Source organism: Haliscomenobacter sp. (assembly GCF_965225875.1).
GTDB lineage: Bacteria > Bacteroidota > Bacteroidia > Chitinophagales > Saprospiraceae > Haliscomenobacter.
Genome location: NZ_CBDDBS010000003.1, coordinates 813,690 through 831,364, shown reverse-complemented (window position 1 = coordinate 831,364; position 17,675 = coordinate 813,690). Strand labels below are relative to the sequence as shown.

Genomic DNA, 17,675 nt, shown 5'->3' with positions numbered 1-17,675 from the left:
ACGCAAATTTTCAACTAAAATATATCAATCATTTTGATGACCAAAGCTGTATTTTCTAAGGTGCATCTTTGGTGCCTGAGGTTTCTAAGGTGGTTAAAAAACTTGTAGCACAAAATTTTTCACCACCTTAGAAACCTCAGGCACCAAGAGTCAGCTAAGCATTAAAACGGCACCACTATCTGCAATCTCGATTGAAATCCATGCGACTTCCTCACTTGACTGTAGAACTCAAACATCGGCGCCAATTCTGGAAATTCCTTCTTCACCATTTTGCCCATTTTGGCCTCGTCATCGCCGCTTTCGCCTACAAATTCTTCGACCAATTGCTGGATAGGGTCTTTGATGGATGGGTAACTCACGGTACGGTAATCTTTGACCTTGGCCAGTTTAGCCGCAGATTTGATGGCTTGATCCAGGCCGCCCAGTTTATCCACCAGGCCAATTCTGCGGGCATCTACCCCACTCCATACCCGGCCCTGAGCGATCTCGTTCACCGCTTCGGTGCTCATTTTGCGGCCATCCGCTACCCGCTTGAGGAAGAGGGCGTACATTTCTTCGGTGGAAGCCTGAGCCCGGCGGGCTTCTTCAGGCGACATGTCTTGCAGCACATTGAGGCCAAGGGCGAATGGACCGGTTTTTACCGAGTCCATGGTGATGCCCAGCTTGTTGGCCATCATTTTTTCGATGCTGGGGACCATACGGAATACCCCGATGGAGCCCGTAATGGTATTGGGCTCGGCGTAGATTGAATCGGCCATACAGGCGATGTAGTAACCACCGGAAGCAGCAACATCACCCATTGAAACCACCAGAGGTTTGCCAGCTTCTTTGGCTTTGGTGAGCGCATACCAGATGTTTTCGGAAGCCAGGGCGCTACCACCGCCAGAATTGACACGGAGTACGATGGCTTTAATTTTTTCATCATCGAGCATGTCTTCGATGGCCTTCACGTAACGTTTGTCGCCAATCGAACCATTGCTGCCTTTGCCGTCCAGTACAGCTCCTTCGGCATATAAGACCGCAATTTTGCTATTGGCCTTGTAGTTGCTTTTTGCAGGACGAGCCTGGTCGTATTGATTGATGTTGACAAATTTTACGTCTTCATCTTTATCCAGTCCCAGTTTTTTCTTGATTTGTTCAATCAGTTCCTGGCGGTACATCACCTTGTCGAACAAGCCGTATTGCACTGCTTTTTCGGGGCTATCTGCCAATCCCTGGTTGATCACGTTGCGCAATTCCGCACTGGATTTTTTGCGGGTTTTGGCCACATCATTCAGGAAAATATCGTAGAAGTCCGCCAAAAATTCTTTGTACTGTAATTTGTTTTCGGGACTGAATTTTTCCAAACGATAAGGCTCCGTGGCTCCTTTGAACTTCCCGGCGTAATAAATCTGCATTTTGATGCCTAGATTGTCCAACATCCGTTTGTAGAACATCGATTGTACCGCGAAACCATTGATTTCTACATAACCGCTGGGATTGATGTAAGCCTCATCGGCTACTGATGCCACATAATAGCTACCCCGGGTAAAAAATTTGCCATGAGCAACTACAAACTTGCCTTTTTTCTTAAAATCTTCTATGGCTTGTCGAACAGTCCGAGCCGAAGCAAAGCCATTAAAAGCAGCCATTTCAGGTTCCAAGAAGATACCTTTAATGTTATCGTCGTCAGCTGCCCGCCGAATGGCATCAGCCACATCGTGGGTGCTTAAGACCTTGGTTTTTTTAAGATCAGAGAAAGAGGCCGATTCCACATTATTGGTCAACTCAGGGGTGAGCTGATCAAAGGTGAGGCGAAGTACAGAATTGGGGCCTACGGGTTCGGTCTTTTCGGCACTACTGGCAATTGCACCTATAATAGCAATCCCGACGAAAAACAATACACCTAAAGCCACTAAGACCCCCAGGCAGGAGGCAAAAAACATCTTGAAAAATTGTCCCATAGTTTAAAGTTTTACGAACTGCGGAAAAATACCTAAAATGAATGGAGTAGGACTTTTTTTTAGATGAACTGCACTAAAATTGGGAAGATGGATTGCTTTCCCTGCAATTAATTAAAGTGCTTTTTGTTGGTCATCCCTCATTAAATTCTATTTTTACCGCGTTCTTACACAAAATACCGGCAGTGACCAGCATCGACTTAAAACCACTCAAAGATTTTCAGGAAACCAAAGATGGTTTGCCTTATATCCACCGCGACATCAGTTGGCTTTCGTTCAATTACCGTGTTCTGCAGGAGGCCATGGATCCCAGTGTGCCCTTGTTTGAACGCCTGAAGTTCCTGGCCATTTATTCCTCGAACCTCGATGAATATTTTAAGGTGCGGATGGCCTATCACCGGCACCTGGCTCGGGTGGGCAAAAGCACCAAGCAGGAGCTAGAGTACGATCCCAAAGCGGCCATCAAAGAAATTCGGCGCATCGTCAACTTACAACAGGAAGTTTTCAGTATGGTTTTTGACCAGATGATCATTCCTGAGCTGAAAGACCACAAAATTTTCCTGCTTCGCCGTTTGGACCTCAATGAGGAACAACAACAGTTTGTGGAGGCCTATTTTAAGGACAACATGTTGCCCTACGTACAGCCCGTGTTGTTGCACCAAAAGCGTATTCGGCCTTTTTTGAACAATGCGGCCCTTTACCTCACCTTGTGGCTCAAACCTATTGAAAATCCAGATGCGCCTGATGAGTATGCCCTGGTAAAAATGCCTTCGGATCAGCTGCCACGCTTCATCAATCTACCTGCCTCGGCACCTGGTCGACACGACATGATTCTGCTCGACGACATTGTACGGCACAGCGTATCCTGGATGTTTCCGGGCTATGCCATTGAAGATACCTTTTCGATCAAGTTGACCCGTGATGCCGAATTGTACATCGATGATGAATTCTCAGGGGATTTGGTCCAAAAAATCCGCAGTAGCCTCAATAAGCGGCAGGTTGGTTCAACATCGCGCTTTGTTTATGATCGCGAGATGCCTTTGGCCATGTTAGATGTATTGAAAGAGGTTTTTTCTTTGGAAAAATACGATACCCTACGTGAAGGCCGCTACCACAACAATTTTGACTTTTTCAAGTTTCCAGATTTTGGGCTGAATCACCTTAAAAATCCGGTTTTACCAACCCTGGAGTGTAAGCTACTCGAGGATGCAGACCAGGATCTTTTTGGAAAAATCAGTGAAAAGGATCGCCTCCTCAATTTCCCCTATCAGTCTTACGCAGCCGTCATTCGTTTTTTTGAAGACGCAGCCAAAGACCCCCTAGTCACACACATCAAACTTACCCAATACCGGGTGGCCAAAAACTCCCAAATCCTGCAAGCTTTAATGGATGCGGTGGAAAATGGCAAGCAGGTTTCGATTTTTATTGAGGTAAAAGCTAGATTTGACGAAGAAGCCAACCTGGGCTGGGGCGAAAAGTTGAAAAAAGCGGGCGTGCATGTGCACTACAGCTTCCCGGGCGTAAAAGTACACGCCAAGTTGGCTCTGGTGCGGCGGATGGAAAGTAGTGGCCCAGCCTTTTACGCCTATTTGTCCACGGGGAATTTTCATGAAGACACCGCCAAAGTCTACAGCGATTTTGGCCTGTTCACTAAAGATACCCGCTTAACCTCTGAAGTGGCGCGGATTTTCACCTATCTGGAAACCGTAAAAGTGCCCCAACAAGAGTTTAAACACTTTTTAGTCGGCCAGTTCAATTTGCGTTCAGGCATCGAAAAGTTGATCGACTACGAGATCGCCCAGGCCAAAAAAGGCAAAGCAGCCAGGATCATCATCAAAATCAACAGCATCCAGGACCGCCCCATGATTGAAAAATTGTACGAAGCCAGCCGGGCGGGTGTAAAGATTGACATGATCGTCCGGGGCATTTGTTCATTGGTACCTGGAATCAAGGGATACAGCGAAAACATCAAGGCGATCAGCATAGTAGACCGGTATCTGGAACACGCCAGGGTTTTCATTTTCCACCATGGTGGCGAGCAACTCACCTATCTCTCCTCAGCTGATTGGATGACCCGCAACTTGAGTTTTCGTGTAGAAACGGCATTCCCAATTTATGATCCCGAGGTAAAACGAGATATTCTGGACTACATCAACGTTCAGTTGAACGACAACGTCAAGGCCAGGGTTTTGGACAAAAACCTGTCCAATGAGCGCAATAAAGTGGATGGAGATTTTCCCTGCCGCTCACAGGTGGATACGTATTATATGGCGAAGCGGAAAATGGAGGAGAATGAAAAGTGAAATCTAAGTCAACATGTGTTAAACACAACCGCCACTTTCTGGAAGGAAAGTGGCGGTTTAATATATTTCGATGTAACTTGGTCAAAAAAAGAAAGGCTGCTCTTGGCAGCCTTCTGAACTACTAATCTAGCCCGGTAATCAGTCTTTGCATAACAAAGATAGGGGCGTTTTTAGCTGATGTCTTGTACTCGTTCTGGTGTTTTTTGAAAAAAACCCACAAACAAAAACGTACAATCATTTATAATTCAATTTATTAACCTATTTATTTTTTGATTTTTTTCAATTCAGGCGCCAAAAAATCTAAAATTATTTTTCCCGGAATTCGCTCAGCTGGTTTTCTTTTTCCACATAAATCACGGGTACATTCCCCAGATTATTCACCTTTCCTCGTACCACGATGTATTTGTCCTTCCAATTGGTGAGGGGATCGTAAGAAAAATTAACCAGTTGCTCTTTGTTGATAAAAATGGTGAATAGTTCATTGGGATACTGCTGATCCAGATTGAGCAAGATGTTGCCTTTGCGGCTGGCCCGGGCACCAACCACTTTTCCGCACACTTTAATTTCTTCATTCCGTCCCATGTATAGGCGAGCCTGTACGGAGTTGAAATGTGCCGGAGGTAGGGTTACCGCACTGAGTGGTTCCACATCACCGGAGGCAACCGTGGTCAAAAAAGAACTTTTGTCGATTTGTTTTTCCAGGGTCTCCTCCAAGGTATTTTCAAGACTGGCAAAAAAATCAATCCCGGTAACTTTTTCAATCTCATCGATGGAGGTGGCAAAACTGGTGAGCGGATAACCCTTGGTGTTTTGAGGCACCAAAAAAGCAATCGCTTTGCGGTTTTGGAAATCCAGGGCAATTTTCCAATACTGTTCGGGGATGGCCACCTTGTTTTTGGCGCGAGGGATAGTGGGCAAACCCGGTTTCAACACTGGCCCGGTGAATACAAACAACTGCGTAGTGGTATTTCTGAACAAGTAGGCACGCAGTAAACCTTCCAAATCTGCCCAAATGCCCCGGTTGAATTCGGCCAACTGTGGTGACATATTGGAATAGAAGTAAGATTCGGAAAGCGCTTTTTCGGACCATCGGAAATCGGCTGAAGGCGCCAGGTGTCCCCGATCATAGCCAAAACCATCGTACACATAGGCACTGTCGGGCTGCAAGGTTTTGATGAAATAATCCTGCTCTACGGCTGATCCTGTTTTGATTTTAGAGTCGGGGCGAAAATCGTTGGTGCGCCCCACTACACCATTTACTACATCTGGAGTAATGATGTGCCCCACCCATCTGGCCTGCTCAAAAGCCTCCGCATAAACCAACGCCATCAGTGAATGGCTCACCACCTCCTCTCCTACTCCCAAAGCTGGCAACATGGGCTGCAAATCGGCCATCACTTTTTGCATTTTCAGGTCTTCGATGGCCAATTCCACTTCCTTTTGCTGCTGACGCAGGTTTTCCAGCTTGGCTTCCAGGTTTTTAAGTTGTATTTCTACATTTTGCCCTACGAGAAAATTACAACTGAGTAAAAAAAATAACAGGATGATTCTCATGTTGCTCATTTTGGCATGAATTTCAGGATTCTATGAATACTTTCCGCATAATTTGACGGTTCTTTCAACACAATGAAGGAATTAAAAAATATGCAGCATTCTTTTGAATAGTTGAATAATTTTCCTAAATTGTATGGACACGTAGAAGAACAAAACAAGTTTGGGGTTTGGAAACAACGATTGAGCTCAATGACCAGTAATTTTGGGTTCATCAAAAAGTGTATAACTCGTGTTTAGACCCCTATTTTTATCAACGATAATCCTGTTGATTGGCCAGGTGGCACAGACCACCAATCATTCCTATGTAGAAGTTGACCATTTCGACAGTCTCACCAATAAACAGAGTGGACGAGATCTCTATTGGGTAGGAAAAGGAGGTATGGGTAGTTGGTACGACCCTGCCAATTGGGCTGCTACCAGTGGTGGAGCGGGCGGAGAACTTATTCCCACCGCCATGGACAATGTTTTTTTTGATGCCAACTCCTTTGACGGCCCTAATCAAAGGGTAATCAGCAGAGATCAATATGCATATTGTAAAAACATGAGTTGGGCTGGAGTTACCAACAGTCCCATCAATTTTGGTATGTGGGTTTTGAATGCCTATGGATCGGTTGATTTACCTGAAAATAAAGTTGGAGGAATCTCCGAATTGAGGTTGCTCTCGCCCGACCAAAACCAAACTTTACTCACCCGTGGATACCACATTTACAATCTCCTCTTGAATGGTACCGGCTCCTGGATTTTACTGGACACCTTAAGCGCTACCAATATTTACCAACGTGCTGGTGAATTCAATTCCAATGGCAAACCCGTTACGACAGAAACATTTTTTATGTTAAACGATGATTCTCCAAGCCTTAAAATGGGCAAGAGCCATTGGCGCATCACCGGGAATGGCGCTTTGTCTTCCTCGCTTTATTCTTTTTTTATTGGTCCAATAGCAAGCGTTGATGCGGGTACTTCACTTTTGGAATTTACCAATACGATGCCCACTTATATCACATATATTAATGTCCAATTTCACAATGTTTTGTTCTCTAATCCAGAAGGCACTGCTTCACTCCTCAGCGATTACGAAGGAGCGTTCGACAAGATTCCCAAAGTAAGTACCTTCAATCGCATTGAAATTCGCAACAGTGGGGTTATTATGGGGGAAAATGTGATCGATTCCCTCGTCTTTACCGCAGGTAAAAATTATGACCTGGATGCTGCTCATGCACAAACCATCCATAAATATTTCCAGCTGCTTGGCAATCCCTGTGATTCCATTGAATTGCGCTCCACCCTCTCAGGGCGAAAGGCCATTGTGCAGATGGATGGAGGGAAGGTACGGGCTGATTTTATTCAAATGCGGGATCAAAAGGGAATGGGATCAACCCGGTTTTTGGCAGGAGGCCACAGTAACAACCTCAACAACAGCAATGAAAATTGGGTATTTGCCTCCTCTCCAGAATACATCGATATTGGTGTTTTAGGTGTTGATGTGGTCTTGTGCAACGACAATTCCATCACCCTTGAGGCAAACACCTTCAATTCCAACGAAAAATACCTCTGGAGTAATGGCAGTACCCAAGCCACCCTGCAGGTCGGCCAGTCGGGCACTTACCATGTGGCCATAACCTATCGGGCTGGCTGCGTGCTGTACGATACCGTTAAAATTATATCCCTAAACGAATTTAAACTCGGACTGATCAATGATACTACCCTTTGCAGCAAGCAAGATTTGGTGCTTGACGCCGACCTCAAGCTGAGCGGTGCAAGTTACCGCTGGCAGGATGGCTCCAGCAATGCACAACTCGTAGTTAATCAAGCGGGGAAATACAAAGTTGTCGTAGAACTTTCAGGCTGCACCATAAGCGATTCTACTACCCTACGCCTCATCAATGTAGCTGCCCTTAATTTGGGGCGAGATACCTCCATAAATGAGGCAAAGCCTTTGCTGTTGGATGCCTCCGATACGGGTAGCCGAAATTATTTGTGGAGCGACAAAAGTTCAGCCCCAACCCTACTCGTCCACACTTCAGGTACCTATTGGGTGGAGATCAATGATGCTGGGTGTAGCGCCCGGGATACCATTGTGATCCAGGGATGTCCCGCTTTGCGCTTGGTTTCACTGGGCCAGGATACAATGGTCTGTGACAATAAACCCTTCCTGCTGCGCGCAATGGCCAGTAAGGGAACACAACTGCTTTGGCAAGACGGAAGCACCAATACGGCCTTGCTCACCTCAACACCAGGGACTCATTGGGTTAAAGCTTTCAAGGACAATTGTTTCAGCATCGACACCCTAGAATTGACTTTTCAGCATTGTATCTTTTTTAAAGCATTTACGCCCAATGCCTTTTCACCCAATGGCGACAAAGTCAATGGTTTTTTCCGTCCGTACATCAACGAATTGGTGCAAGTAAAAAGTTATGAGATGCAGGTATACGACCGCTGGGGCAGCCGAGTGTTCCGCTCCACCGACCTCAATACCGGCTGGGATGGCTCCATCCGTGGACAAATAGCACCCCAAGGCGTTTACCGTTATTGGTTCAGGATCGAGTACATCGACGATAAAGGGCCTGGCAATGCCCTGGTACAGGGTGAAGTGAGCTTGATTCACTAGGAAAAAGTTGAAAAATAATCGGATGATGCTCCTGTTGTTTATTTTTGCTGTGAATTTCAGGGTTCTGCGCAAACTTTTTGCCTAATTCGACGGTTCTTTGTGCACGATAAATGTAAACAAGGTAATTTACTGTTCAAACCATTAAAACAAGGATGAGCTACTTAGAAAACTTGAAGTTGGCGCAGCAAGGCCTGAGCTTTGACGCCTGGAAGATATTGCATGACGAGCAACAATTGGAGGAGATCATTGAGGCCTCCAAAGAAAAGCCCGTAGTGATTTTCAAACACAGCACTACATGTGGGATTAGTGAAGGGGCGAAATATACCCTGATGGAAAATTGGGATTTCGAGGGGCACGAGCTGGATTTTTATTACCTGGATTTGCTCAAACACCGTCCGATTTCCAATCGCATTGCCCAAGATTTTCAGGTCACGCACCAATCTCCGCAAGTACTGTTGCTTAAAGATGGGAAAGTTGCCTTTCATACCTCGCACCACCGGATCAGTGTGGATGGTTTGCGGAAAAATTTATAAAAGCCAATGACACCTCAAATCCGCCAACACCTCGATCGATTGGACGCCACACTCAATACCTTATTTGAGTGGTTGCTCCAGGAAGATCCCAGCTATTTGGATCAAAAACTGTCACCAGAACGTTGGTCGGTGTATGAGGTGATGCAACATTTGATGTTGTCAGAAGGCAATTCACTCAAGTATTTGCGCAAAAAATCGCTGGGTTTGGCGGAGCTCCAAGTAGCGGGGTTTCGTGCCCGATTTCGAGTGTGGCTGCTTGAATTGATCATGCGTTCCCCGATCAAATTCAAAGCGCCCAAAGGGGCTGGCGTAGAAGTTTTTGTGCCGGTGGAAAGTTTTGCAGCGCTGAGTGGTCAATGGCAAAAACAACGTGAAGAATTGCGGCAGTTTCTCAGCGAGTTGCCCCAAGAGATTTTTGACAAAGAAGTTTACCGTCATCCACGCAGCGGAATGCTAAGCATTGAAGGTATGCTGCGTTTTTTTCAGGTGCACTTTGATCGGCATCAAAAACAAATGAAGCGTATCCTTCAGGAAGTCAAACCTTTGTAGGGGGCAAAAATAAGTGTTCATTTTTTTGTCGCCAGTGCCAACTGAATAAAGCGTTTTTGAAAATAGCGATACGTCAATAAAACCAGGATTCCATAACCGCCTAGCATGACATATACCGCATAAATCAGGAAGGTGGTATAGGAGATATCCGCCTGGCCAAAGTTTTTGTACAATTGCAGCCCAAAACTGCCCATGTACCCCCAGGTATCAGCCAAAGTCACGATAAAACCTACCGTTCCGGGATAACGAAAGGCCCCAATAATCCGATCGAAATAAATGCCATTCGCGGGTACATAACCCAGGTACATGCCCGCCCCTACGCACAACATCCAAAACTCCACTTGAATCAATTTCGCCTGAAACAGAGCAGTAGCGCCTACGGCCAAAAGTACACCCAAAAAAGTGATGCCATTGACGATGGTAAAGGCCCGAAAGTTATCCTTGACCCGAATCAATAAACCCAACATGATCAGGATGCCCAAGGCAATAGGTGTTTCCACCCGGGAAAATACTACGGGATTGTTGATGCCTTGTTCTTGAAAAATTTCCCGGCCAAAATTATCCCGAAAATCGCGCAAGATGGTGAGCAATACATAACCGATGATGAACAAAACTACCCCCCGATAAAAGGTTTGTACAAATTTGTGGCGATCCTCCCGGTTCATCGGTACCCGCACCATGCGCAAGGCTTCGTCCTCTGCATTCGGCGCAGGTAAACGCATCAGCATGGTCAAAAACACGGCAATAGCCGGAATGAACAAACCCGCCGTAACCATAGGCATATAAAACTCGGATACTCCCCAGTTTTGCATCACATACAGACCTATCGTTTTGACAAAACCTGAAGCAAAAATAAAGGAAGCAGTCAGGGCTGCCACCAGAATATCGGTTTGCCGCCGTCCCTCCAAAAAGCCCAATACTAAGCCGTAAATCATCCCTAGCGGTAAACCATTGAGGAAAAAGAAGAACATGTTGTAAGGCGGCGGCACCAGGGCAAACCCAACCAGTGTTAAACCAGCGAAACTCACCAGACCCAAAATGTACCAACCCCGCAGGTGTCTGACCGCCTCCGAAACGACCTTAATGCCAATCAGTTTGGACAAAGCATATCCAAAAACCTGTAGGTTGACCAACCAGATTTTATAACTCACCCCCCAATACTCCATCCCTTCAAAAGTAGCCGCCGTAATGCCTTTTCGAAAGGCGTACATACAGGTATAGGTTCCAAAGGCAGCAATGGCGGCTAGGATAGTGAATTGAAGATCACGACGGGTAGTGGACATGTTAGGTCATTTGAAGCACAAAATGCACAATTCGTTCTGAACACGGGTAATCTCATTCAGATTTGTTCAAAAATTAATCTCTGCTTTACAAAAAGATAAAAAATTTGGTAAAAAAGCACGAAATACAAATTTCTTTCTATTTTCGCCACGATGAAACGATTAATCGCCATATCACTACTGGGATTGTTGTTGTACAATTCCTTTGGTTATTACCTGCTCTTTGCCTATCAGCGGCAAGAGGCCAGGGAGATGGCGCTTGTCACTATGCCTGAATCTTTGTTTGATGTGGTCAAAGTCAAAGTAGCCTTGTATACCTCAGTGGCTGATACTGATTTTGAACAGGTCAACGAAGAAATGACTGTAGGCGATCGAACCTACCAGATTGTCAAAAAAAGGATCAAAAACGATACCGCTGAATTGTACTACTTCCGGGATTTTCACCAGGAAGCCCTCCGCAAAACGCTCAACGACATCGTACTCAGCCAAACCCAGGATGATCAACCCGGGCACAACCAACCGTTCAAACACTTATTGAAGTCATTCATCAAAGACTATATTTACGACGAGGCATTCACTTTTTCACTCCCTCAAAGTACACAAACTACTTTTGTGACCGCAGCCCTCAATGCTGCCTACGCTTCTTTTATTACTGCTGATTTTCAATCCTTACACGCTCCACCTCCTGAACCAATCGCCTAATCCATTGCTGGACTTGTCGGGCCCTACCTGCGACTGACAAGAGGAATCTTTCATTTTTTCGAATTGGTTCAAGTTAATTCAATGCCACATATTCCCTTAGAATCCCATTTGCCGGGCATCACGGGTTTGTTGGAGTACCGCCAGGATACGGCGGCACCCATCCGTGAACTCACTCAAATTTTGTTGCGAGGCGAATCCAGCCTTAGCGAAGCCGAACGTGAATTGATCGCCACTCTGGTGTCTTCACGCAACCAATGCCGCTTTTGCACCGCCGCGCACACTGCCGCAGCCAACATTCTGCTCGGCGAAACCCAAACCTGTGCTCAAGTTATTGACGATTTTGAGCAGGCTGAGTTGGGCGAAAAAATGAAAGCCCTGTTGGCTATTGCCGCGCTGGTGCAACAAAACGGTAAAAACGTCACTTCAGCCGCCGTTGACCGGGCGAAAAACGCCGGTGCCACTGATCGCGAAATCCACGACACAGTGTTGATTGCAGCTCTGTTTTGCCTGTACAACAAGTACGTTGACGGCCTAGCTAGCGTGACGCCCGGGGAAGGGACATTTTACCAAAAGTTGGGTGAACGCATCACCAGCAATGGGTACAATCGTATGCCTGCCATCTACGAGCAATTGAAAAAAGAGCAGGCTTAAACGGCCACCTGATTTATTCTCTATTCCATCATCGCGAAGGTTGATCGCTATGGGGTCTGGATACACGCGTGTGTTCCCTTCCTTTCGATCCAACAATCGTATTCAAATTGTTTTGTCGTGCAAAAAATATACACACTCACTATCTTTTTATTCTTTCATACTCTTTTGGTGATGGCCCAAACCATCACTGGTTCCATCAGCGATGCCGCAACTCAAAAGCCACTGAGCGGAGTTAACGTCAGTATCGCCAAGCAAAAGGAAGGTACAGTAAGTGATGCTGATGGAAAATTTGCACTCAATAGTACGGTCAAGCCACCTTTTATCGTACAAGTTTCATTGGTCGGTTACGCAACCCAGGAAGTAGCCGTTAATTCAGAAAGTCAACTCAATATTCAGCTGTTTGCCCAAACCGAAGAACTCGATCAAGTAGTTGTTTCAGCCTCGCGGGTGGAAGAGCGGATCTTGCGTTCACCCGTCAGCATTGAAAAAATGGATGCGAAGGCAATTCAATTGTCGCCTTCGGCTAATTTTTACGACGCCCTCTTGAACATGAAATCCGTTGACCTGATCACTAGCAGTTTGACCTACAAACAAATCAATACCCGGGGCTTCAACAGCACGGGCAATAGCCGTTTTTTACAATTGGTAGATGGTGTTGACAATCAATCCGCAGGTTTAGGCTTCGCCATGGGTAACTTGTTTGGCCCCCATGATCTCGATGTACACAGTGTAGAGCTTATCCCCGGTGCCGCCTCGGCCTTATATGGCCCGATTGCGTTTAATGGCATGTTGCAAACCCGCACTAAAAGTCCATTTGATTTTCAAGGTTTGAGTGTGCAAAGCAAAGTGGGCGTCAACCACCTCAATGATGGAACAGATTTTGGTGCGAAGCCCTTTTACGATCTGGCCCTGCGTTATGCCAAAGCTATTAACGATCGTTTTGCGTTCAAAATCAATGCTGCTTACCTGACCGGAACCGACTGGTACGCCAACGATTACACCGATATTGATCCTAATACTCCTGCAGCAAGTCGTGGCCCCAACAACCCTGGCCGCAATGCCCTGAACATTTATGGCGATGAAGTAGCTCAAACCATTCAAGGCATTGGTCGGGTATCACGCACGGGTTATGAAGAAAAAGACTTGGCCCAATATGGCGTATACAGCCTGAAGCTCAACGGCGCTCTGCATTACCGCCTGAAAAATGGTATGGAGCTGATTTATCAAGGCAATTACAACCAGGGTGTGGCTCAGTATACGGGCAGTAGCCGTTTTGTAATCAATGGATTCAAATTGTTCCAACATCGGCTGGAGCTGAAAGGCCAAAACTTTTACATCCGCGCCTATTCCAACAAGGAAAATTCCGAAGACTCTTACAATACCCGCTCCCTGGGGCAACTCATCAACCGCTCTTGGGTGAAAGACTTGAATGGCAACCAGGTTACTCCCGATAAAGCCGATGCCACCTGGTTCCAACGGTACACTGCGGCTTATAACGGTTCTGTCAATGGCGTTAGTGGGCAAAATCACCTCAGTGCCAGGAATTTTGCCGACGAAGGTCGTTTGTTGCCAGGCAGTGCTGCTTTTGATGCGGCCAGTGATCGCTTGATTACTACCCAAGGTTTGAGTGGTGCCGGAATTTACAGCCATTGTGGACTGAAACACGTCGAAGGGCTTTACGATTTCAGCTCAATCTTCAAAGTGTTGAACGTACAAGTGGGTGGCAACCTACGCAGGTATACGCTGGATACTCAGGGCACCTTGTTTGACGACAAAAACAAAAACCTGAGCAACGACGAATACGGCGCCTTTGTACAGGTTTCCAAAGATCTTTTTAGCGAACACCTGAAACTTACTGTATCAGGTCGCTATGACAAAAACGAAAACTTTGTAGGGCGTTTTACCCCTCGGGCCTCGGCGGTATTTTCTCCTAGCGAAGAGCACCATTTCCGGGCTTCCTATCAAACCGGGTTCCGCAATCCGACCATCGGTGATCAATACATCAAGTTGAACGTAGGTCCTATCATCATTTTGGGTGGCGCGCCCGTCAATTCACAAGGGTTGAACGCCTATGAAAATTCCTTTACCGCTGCTTCTGTTGGTGCTTTTGGTAGTGCTTTTGGGGCCCAGGTGGCGCAGGGTGTACCTTTCCCAACAGCAGTTGCCAACAATAAGGATAAACTGGTCAAATCCAATGTGCCTTACATTCAACCAGAGCAAGTACAAAGTTTGGAGATCGGTTACAAAGGTTTTTTTGGTCAAAAGGTTCTTTTTGACATCAACTATTACCTCAGCCAGTACAAGGATTTTTTGATCAACACAGTGGTGATTCGTCCGGATAGCCCAGTCTTGTTGGAGAATGGATCCATCAATACCAATGCAGCAACGGACATCCTCAATGGCAAAATTCAAGCCTTCCAGTTATACACCAATGCGGCCGATGAGGTATCGATTCAAGGGGTAAGTGCCGGTTTGTCCTTCATTTTGCCCAAAAGTTACCGCTTGCATACCAATGCTACCTGGACAGAATTCAACCTCCGGGATGCCAATCCAAACAACATCCCAGCATTCAATACACCAAGCTGGAAAACTAATGTAACGTTTAGCAATCCCCGTTTGAGTGACAACATCGGCTTTAGTGTAGCCTGGCATTGGCAAAGTGCCTTTGACTGGTACGGAACCTTCACTGGTTTAACGCCAGGGCATATTGATGCCTATAGCCTGTTTGATGCTCAAATCAGCTACAAGGTGCCCAAACTCAAAACCATGGTCAAACTCGGTGCAGCCAACCTGACCAACAACTACGTGGTACAAGCCTATGGCTCACCAGCGGTGGGTGGCTTGTACTACCTGAGTTTGAATTTTGATGATTTATTGCGCTAGAGTAAGTGCACTTTAGTGTTTTGTTATAATTGTGCTACAGAATTTAGGATGGAGCTGCGGGTTTTGGGAACGGCAATTCCCTTCCAGACCCGCACTCCTTTTTTTCATGCTCTAATGCATTTCAAATGGAAAATCATTCCCTAAAAAATACCAATGTAGGCGCTTTCGCCCTATGCATGTTGAGTTACCTGCTGGCGGGGACGGTGTCTACTTTGATGTCGACGTATCTTCCGGTCGCCATTCCCGAAATATTGGGTAAAACTGTGGATGAAGCCAAGTTGGGTCAAATTGGTGCTTACCTCAGTACTGCCTTCCTGGTGGGCTGGATGTTGGGTGGCCTCTGTTTAGGTGTTATTGGTGATAAAATTGGGCGCATCAAGACCCTGGCCTTCGCCATTTTCCTCTATGGTTTTTTCACCCTCTTGACCGTATTCGTAGGCAATTGGGAAACATTACTCTTTTATCGCTTTTTGGCAGGTGTTGGGGTTGGAGGCGTGTTATTGATCAGCACGGTTTACATCTCTGAAATTTGGCCAGAAAACTCACGACCCATTGCCCTGGGTATTTTGGCGGTTTCCTTTCCAATTGGCATTGTGCTAACAGGCAGTATAGGTGTTTTGTTTGCCTATTGGCGCTCCGCTTTTTGGCTGGGTTTTATTCCCATGTTTTTGGCGGTGGTGTTGCTCTTGTTTATTCCGGAGTCGGAGCAATGGCACCAGGCCAAGCCTAAACTGATGGGTGGTACAGAATCTATTTTTTCAGGGACTTACAAAAGACGGATAGTTTTGGGTTCGGTGATTTTTGGCTCGGTTTTGATTGGCTTGTGGGCCATTTTTTCCTGGTTTCCGACCTGGATTCAAAGCCTTTTGGGCAAAGGAGTCGATGGCCAGCAAGAACGTGGACTGAGCATGATGCTACTGGGTTTAGGCGGGATTGCGGGTGGAGTTGTTTCCGGATTTTTGATCAAAAAACTGGGTTCTCGCAATACCTTGATGCTCACTTTCGCGGGTTGTTTTGTCGCCTGCTGTCTCCTGTTTTTGACGAATACCCGTTTTTCACCCATTATTTACTTTGAAACTGCCTTGCTTTCCCTGTTTTTCGGGATCAGTCAGGGAGCTTTGTCGAGTTATATCCCGGAGCTTTTCCCCATCAATATCCGGGCTACAGCAACGGGGTTTTGTTTCAATATTGGGCGCTTCTTTACAGCTACTGCGGTCTTTTTTGTGGGGAGTCTGGTGACTTTTTTCGGCGGTTTTGGCAACGCCTTGCTGAGTTTTTCGCTGACTTTTTTGCTTGCGCTATTGGTTGCATTCAGCAATCGGGAACCTGAATCATTGACTGCTTCAACTTTAAAATAAATAAACATGGCTCATATCAATTTACAAGATGGAGTACCCGGCATCCGGAGTTTGGTGATGTATCGCCCCGATACGGGTAAACCATTGTACGAGCTGGCAGAAGTGTTGCTGCGGGCCGACTCCCCATTGAGTTCTGCCGAACGAGAGTTGATTGCTGCCTATGTTTCGGCTCAAAATGAATGTGTTTTTTGCTCGTGTAGTCATGCAGCCGCAGCGCGTTATCTCTATCAGGATGCGGAACAAACGGTGGATTTGGTGTTGGCGGATTACCAGAGCGCGCCCATTTCAGACAAGTTGAAAGCTCTGCTCAACATTGCGGGCAAAGTTCAAACCGATGCCCGTACCGTGGGCGAGGCCGATGTAGCCCAGGCGCGTTCTTTTGGTGCCAGCGACCGAGACATCCACGATACGGTATTGATCGCTGCGGCTTTTTGTATGTTCAATCGGTATGTAGATGGATTGGGTACATTGACTCCAAGTGATCCCACTGAGTATCGCCAAATGGGCGAACGAATGGGTAGCACGGGGTATGTACCTCCTGTTCAAAAATAAGTTGAGTAGAGTTTAGGAGTTGAGAAGTTGAGGCTACCGCGAGCGATTTTGACAAAGTCCTTGTCTAAGTAGCGTGCGGTAGCCTCAACTTCTCAACTCCTCAACCCCTAAACCAAAAAGTCATGGCTTATATTCAAGTACCCGATGATTTGCCGGGCATTCGTGGTTTAATGGCCTTTCGGCCTGAAACGGCTCATTACATCAATGGATTGGCCGAAGTGCTGCTTCGCGATGATGACAATACCCTTTCGCGAGGGGAAAGAGAGCTGATCGCCACTTATGTGTCGCACCTCAATGATTGTTTCTTTTGTCAAAATGCCCACGGCGGCATTGCTCAGCACTACCTGCAATGCGACATGACGTTCATTGACAACATCAAAGCGGATTATGCCTCAATGCCAATTTCGGACAAGTTGAAAAGCTTGTTGAGTATCGCCGAAAGTGTGCAACAGGGTGGAAAGGCGGTACGGCCGGAGCAGATTGAAGCGGCTAAAGCGCAGGGTGCTACGGAAAAGGAAATTCATGATACCGTGCTCATTTCCGCCTTGTTCTGTATGTGCAATCGTTATGTGGATGGCTTAGGCACTTCCGCCAATCCTGATCGGCAGGTTTACATAGATCGGGGCAAAATGCGGGCGGAGGAGGGGTATTTGCATTTTGATCTCCACAGGTAAACTACTGAGGTGTGTCTTTAGTGCCTTAGGTTTCTTAGGTGATGAAAGAATATTTTTTTACCAACTAAGAAACCTAAGGCACCAAAGA

The 17,675-nt window shown here is 46.4% G+C and carries 13 protein-coding genes; 10 read left to right on the top strand and 3 right to left on the bottom strand.

Translation table 11 applies throughout. The features are described from left to right. Positions 1–161 precede the first annotated feature (161 nt). Entirely contained in the window at positions 162–1,943 is a 1,782-nt protein-coding gene (sppA, locus tag ACO08K_RS23745) for a signal peptide peptidase SppA (RefSeq protein ID WP_421798973.1), read from the bottom strand. A gap of 182 nt (positions 1,944–2,125) precedes the next feature. On the opposite strand from sppA, the gene ppk1 reads away from it, so the two are divergent. Then, positions 2,126–4,243, top strand: a complete 2,118-nt coding sequence (ppk1, locus tag ACO08K_RS23740) for a polyphosphate kinase 1 (protein WP_421798972.1) — start codon at positions 2,126–2,128, stop codon at positions 4,241–4,243. Positions 4,244–4,549: 306 nt separating this feature from the next. Here the strand turns inward: ppk1 and ACO08K_RS23735 are convergent, their stop codons facing one another. Continuing rightward, positions 4,550–5,797 carry a DNA/RNA non-specific endonuclease gene (locus ACO08K_RS23735; protein WP_421798971.1) on the bottom strand — a complete coding sequence of 416 codons (1,248 nt, stop codon included), beginning with the start codon at positions 5,795–5,797 and terminating at the stop codon, positions 4,550–4,552. A 229-nt stretch (positions 5,798–6,026) separates the two neighbouring features. On the opposite strand from ACO08K_RS23735, the gene ACO08K_RS23730 reads away from it, so the two are divergent. From ACO08K_RS23730 to ACO08K_RS23720, 3 genes are all read left to right on the top strand, one after another. Beyond that, positions 6,027–8,405, top strand: coding sequence for a gliding motility-associated C-terminal domain-containing protein (locus ACO08K_RS23730; RefSeq protein WP_421798970.1), 2,379 nt, complete (start codon positions 6,027–6,029; stop codon positions 8,403–8,405). Between the two features lie 152 nt (positions 8,406–8,557). Beyond that, positions 8,558–8,938, top strand: coding sequence for a bacillithiol system redox-active protein YtxJ (gene ytxJ / locus ACO08K_RS23725; RefSeq protein WP_421798969.1), 381 nt, complete (start codon positions 8,558–8,560; stop codon positions 8,936–8,938). 6 nt (positions 8,939–8,944) lie between these two features. Beyond that, a complete protein-coding gene (locus tag ACO08K_RS23720) occupies positions 8,945–9,487 on the top strand; it encodes a DinB family protein (RefSeq protein ID WP_421798968.1) in 543 nt (180 codons plus the stop codon). Between the two features lie 17 nt (positions 9,488–9,504). On the opposite strand, the gene ACO08K_RS23715 is transcribed toward ACO08K_RS23720, so the two are convergent. Then, on the bottom strand, positions 9,505–10,770 hold the full coding sequence (locus ACO08K_RS23715) for a DUF5690 family protein (protein WP_421798967.1): 1,266 nt from the start codon (positions 10,768–10,770) through the stop codon (positions 9,505–9,507). A 150-nt stretch (positions 10,771–10,920) separates the two neighbouring features. Between ACO08K_RS23715 and ACO08K_RS23710 the strand changes: the two genes are divergently transcribed. From ACO08K_RS23710 to ACO08K_RS23685, 6 genes are all read left to right on the top strand, one after another. Next, positions 10,921–11,469 (top strand): hypothetical protein, encoded by a 549-nt coding sequence (locus ACO08K_RS23710; protein ID WP_421798966.1) that lies wholly within the window; start codon positions 10,921–10,923, stop codon positions 11,467–11,469. Between the two features lie 81 nt (positions 11,470–11,550). Then, positions 11,551–12,120, top strand: coding sequence for a carboxymuconolactone decarboxylase family protein (locus ACO08K_RS23705; RefSeq protein ID WP_421798965.1), 570 nt, complete (start codon positions 11,551–11,553; stop codon positions 12,118–12,120). Positions 12,121–12,237: 117 nt separating this feature from the next. Beyond that, positions 12,238–15,003 (top strand): TonB-dependent receptor, encoded by a 2,766-nt coding sequence (locus ACO08K_RS23700; protein ID WP_421798964.1) that lies wholly within the window; start codon positions 12,238–12,240, stop codon positions 15,001–15,003. A 125-nt stretch (positions 15,004–15,128) separates the two neighbouring features. Further along, positions 15,129–16,361 carry an MFS transporter gene (locus tag ACO08K_RS23695; RefSeq protein WP_421798963.1) on the top strand — a complete coding sequence of 411 codons (1,233 nt, stop codon included), beginning with the start codon at positions 15,129–15,131 and terminating at the stop codon, positions 16,359–16,361. A gap of 6 nt (positions 16,362–16,367) precedes the next feature. After that, a complete protein-coding gene (locus tag ACO08K_RS23690; protein ID WP_421798962.1) occupies positions 16,368–16,913 on the top strand; it encodes a carboxymuconolactone decarboxylase family protein in 546 nt (181 codons plus the stop codon). Positions 16,914–17,035: 122 nt separating this feature from the next. After that, the gene (locus tag ACO08K_RS23685) at positions 17,036–17,587 is read left to right on the top strand and encodes a carboxymuconolactone decarboxylase family protein (RefSeq protein ID WP_421798961.1); all 552 of its coding nucleotides are present in this window, start codon (positions 17,036–17,038) and stop codon (positions 17,585–17,587) included. Positions 17,588–17,675 lie beyond the last annotated feature (88 nt).

Bases quoted from the DNA above. Each gene is read 5' to 3' on its own strand.
- ACO08K_RS23735 (WP_421798971.1), bottom strand. From the start codon at position 5,797: ATGAGAATCATCCTGTTATTTTTTTTACTCAGTTGTAATTTTCTCGTA.
- ACO08K_RS23690 (WP_421798962.1), top strand. From the start codon at position 16,368: ATGGCTCATATCAATTTACAAGATGGAGTACCCGGCATCCGGAGTTTG.
- ACO08K_RS23695 (WP_421798963.1), top strand. From the start codon at position 15,129: ATGGAAAATCATTCCCTAAAAAATACCAATGTAGGCGCTTTCGCCCTA.
- ACO08K_RS23685 (WP_421798961.1), top strand. From the start codon at position 17,036: ATGGCTTATATTCAAGTACCCGATGATTTGCCGGGCATTCGTGGTTTA.
- ACO08K_RS23715 (WP_421798967.1), bottom strand. From the start codon at position 10,770: ATGTCCACTACCCGTCGTGATCTTCAATTCACTATCCTAGCCGCCATT.
- ACO08K_RS23720 (WP_421798968.1), top strand. From the start codon at position 8,945: ATGACACCTCAAATCCGCCAACACCTCGATCGATTGGACGCCACACTC.
- ACO08K_RS23710 (WP_421798966.1), top strand. From the start codon at position 10,921: ATGAAACGATTAATCGCCATATCACTACTGGGATTGTTGTTGTACAAT.
- ACO08K_RS23705 (WP_421798965.1), top strand. From the start codon at position 11,551: ATGCCACATATTCCCTTAGAATCCCATTTGCCGGGCATCACGGGTTTG.
- sppA (WP_421798973.1), bottom strand. From the start codon at position 1,943: ATGGGACAATTTTTCAAGATGTTTTTTGCCTCCTGCCTGGGGGTCTTA.
- ytxJ (WP_421798969.1), top strand. From the start codon at position 8,558: ATGAGCTACTTAGAAAACTTGAAGTTGGCGCAGCAAGGCCTGAGCTTT.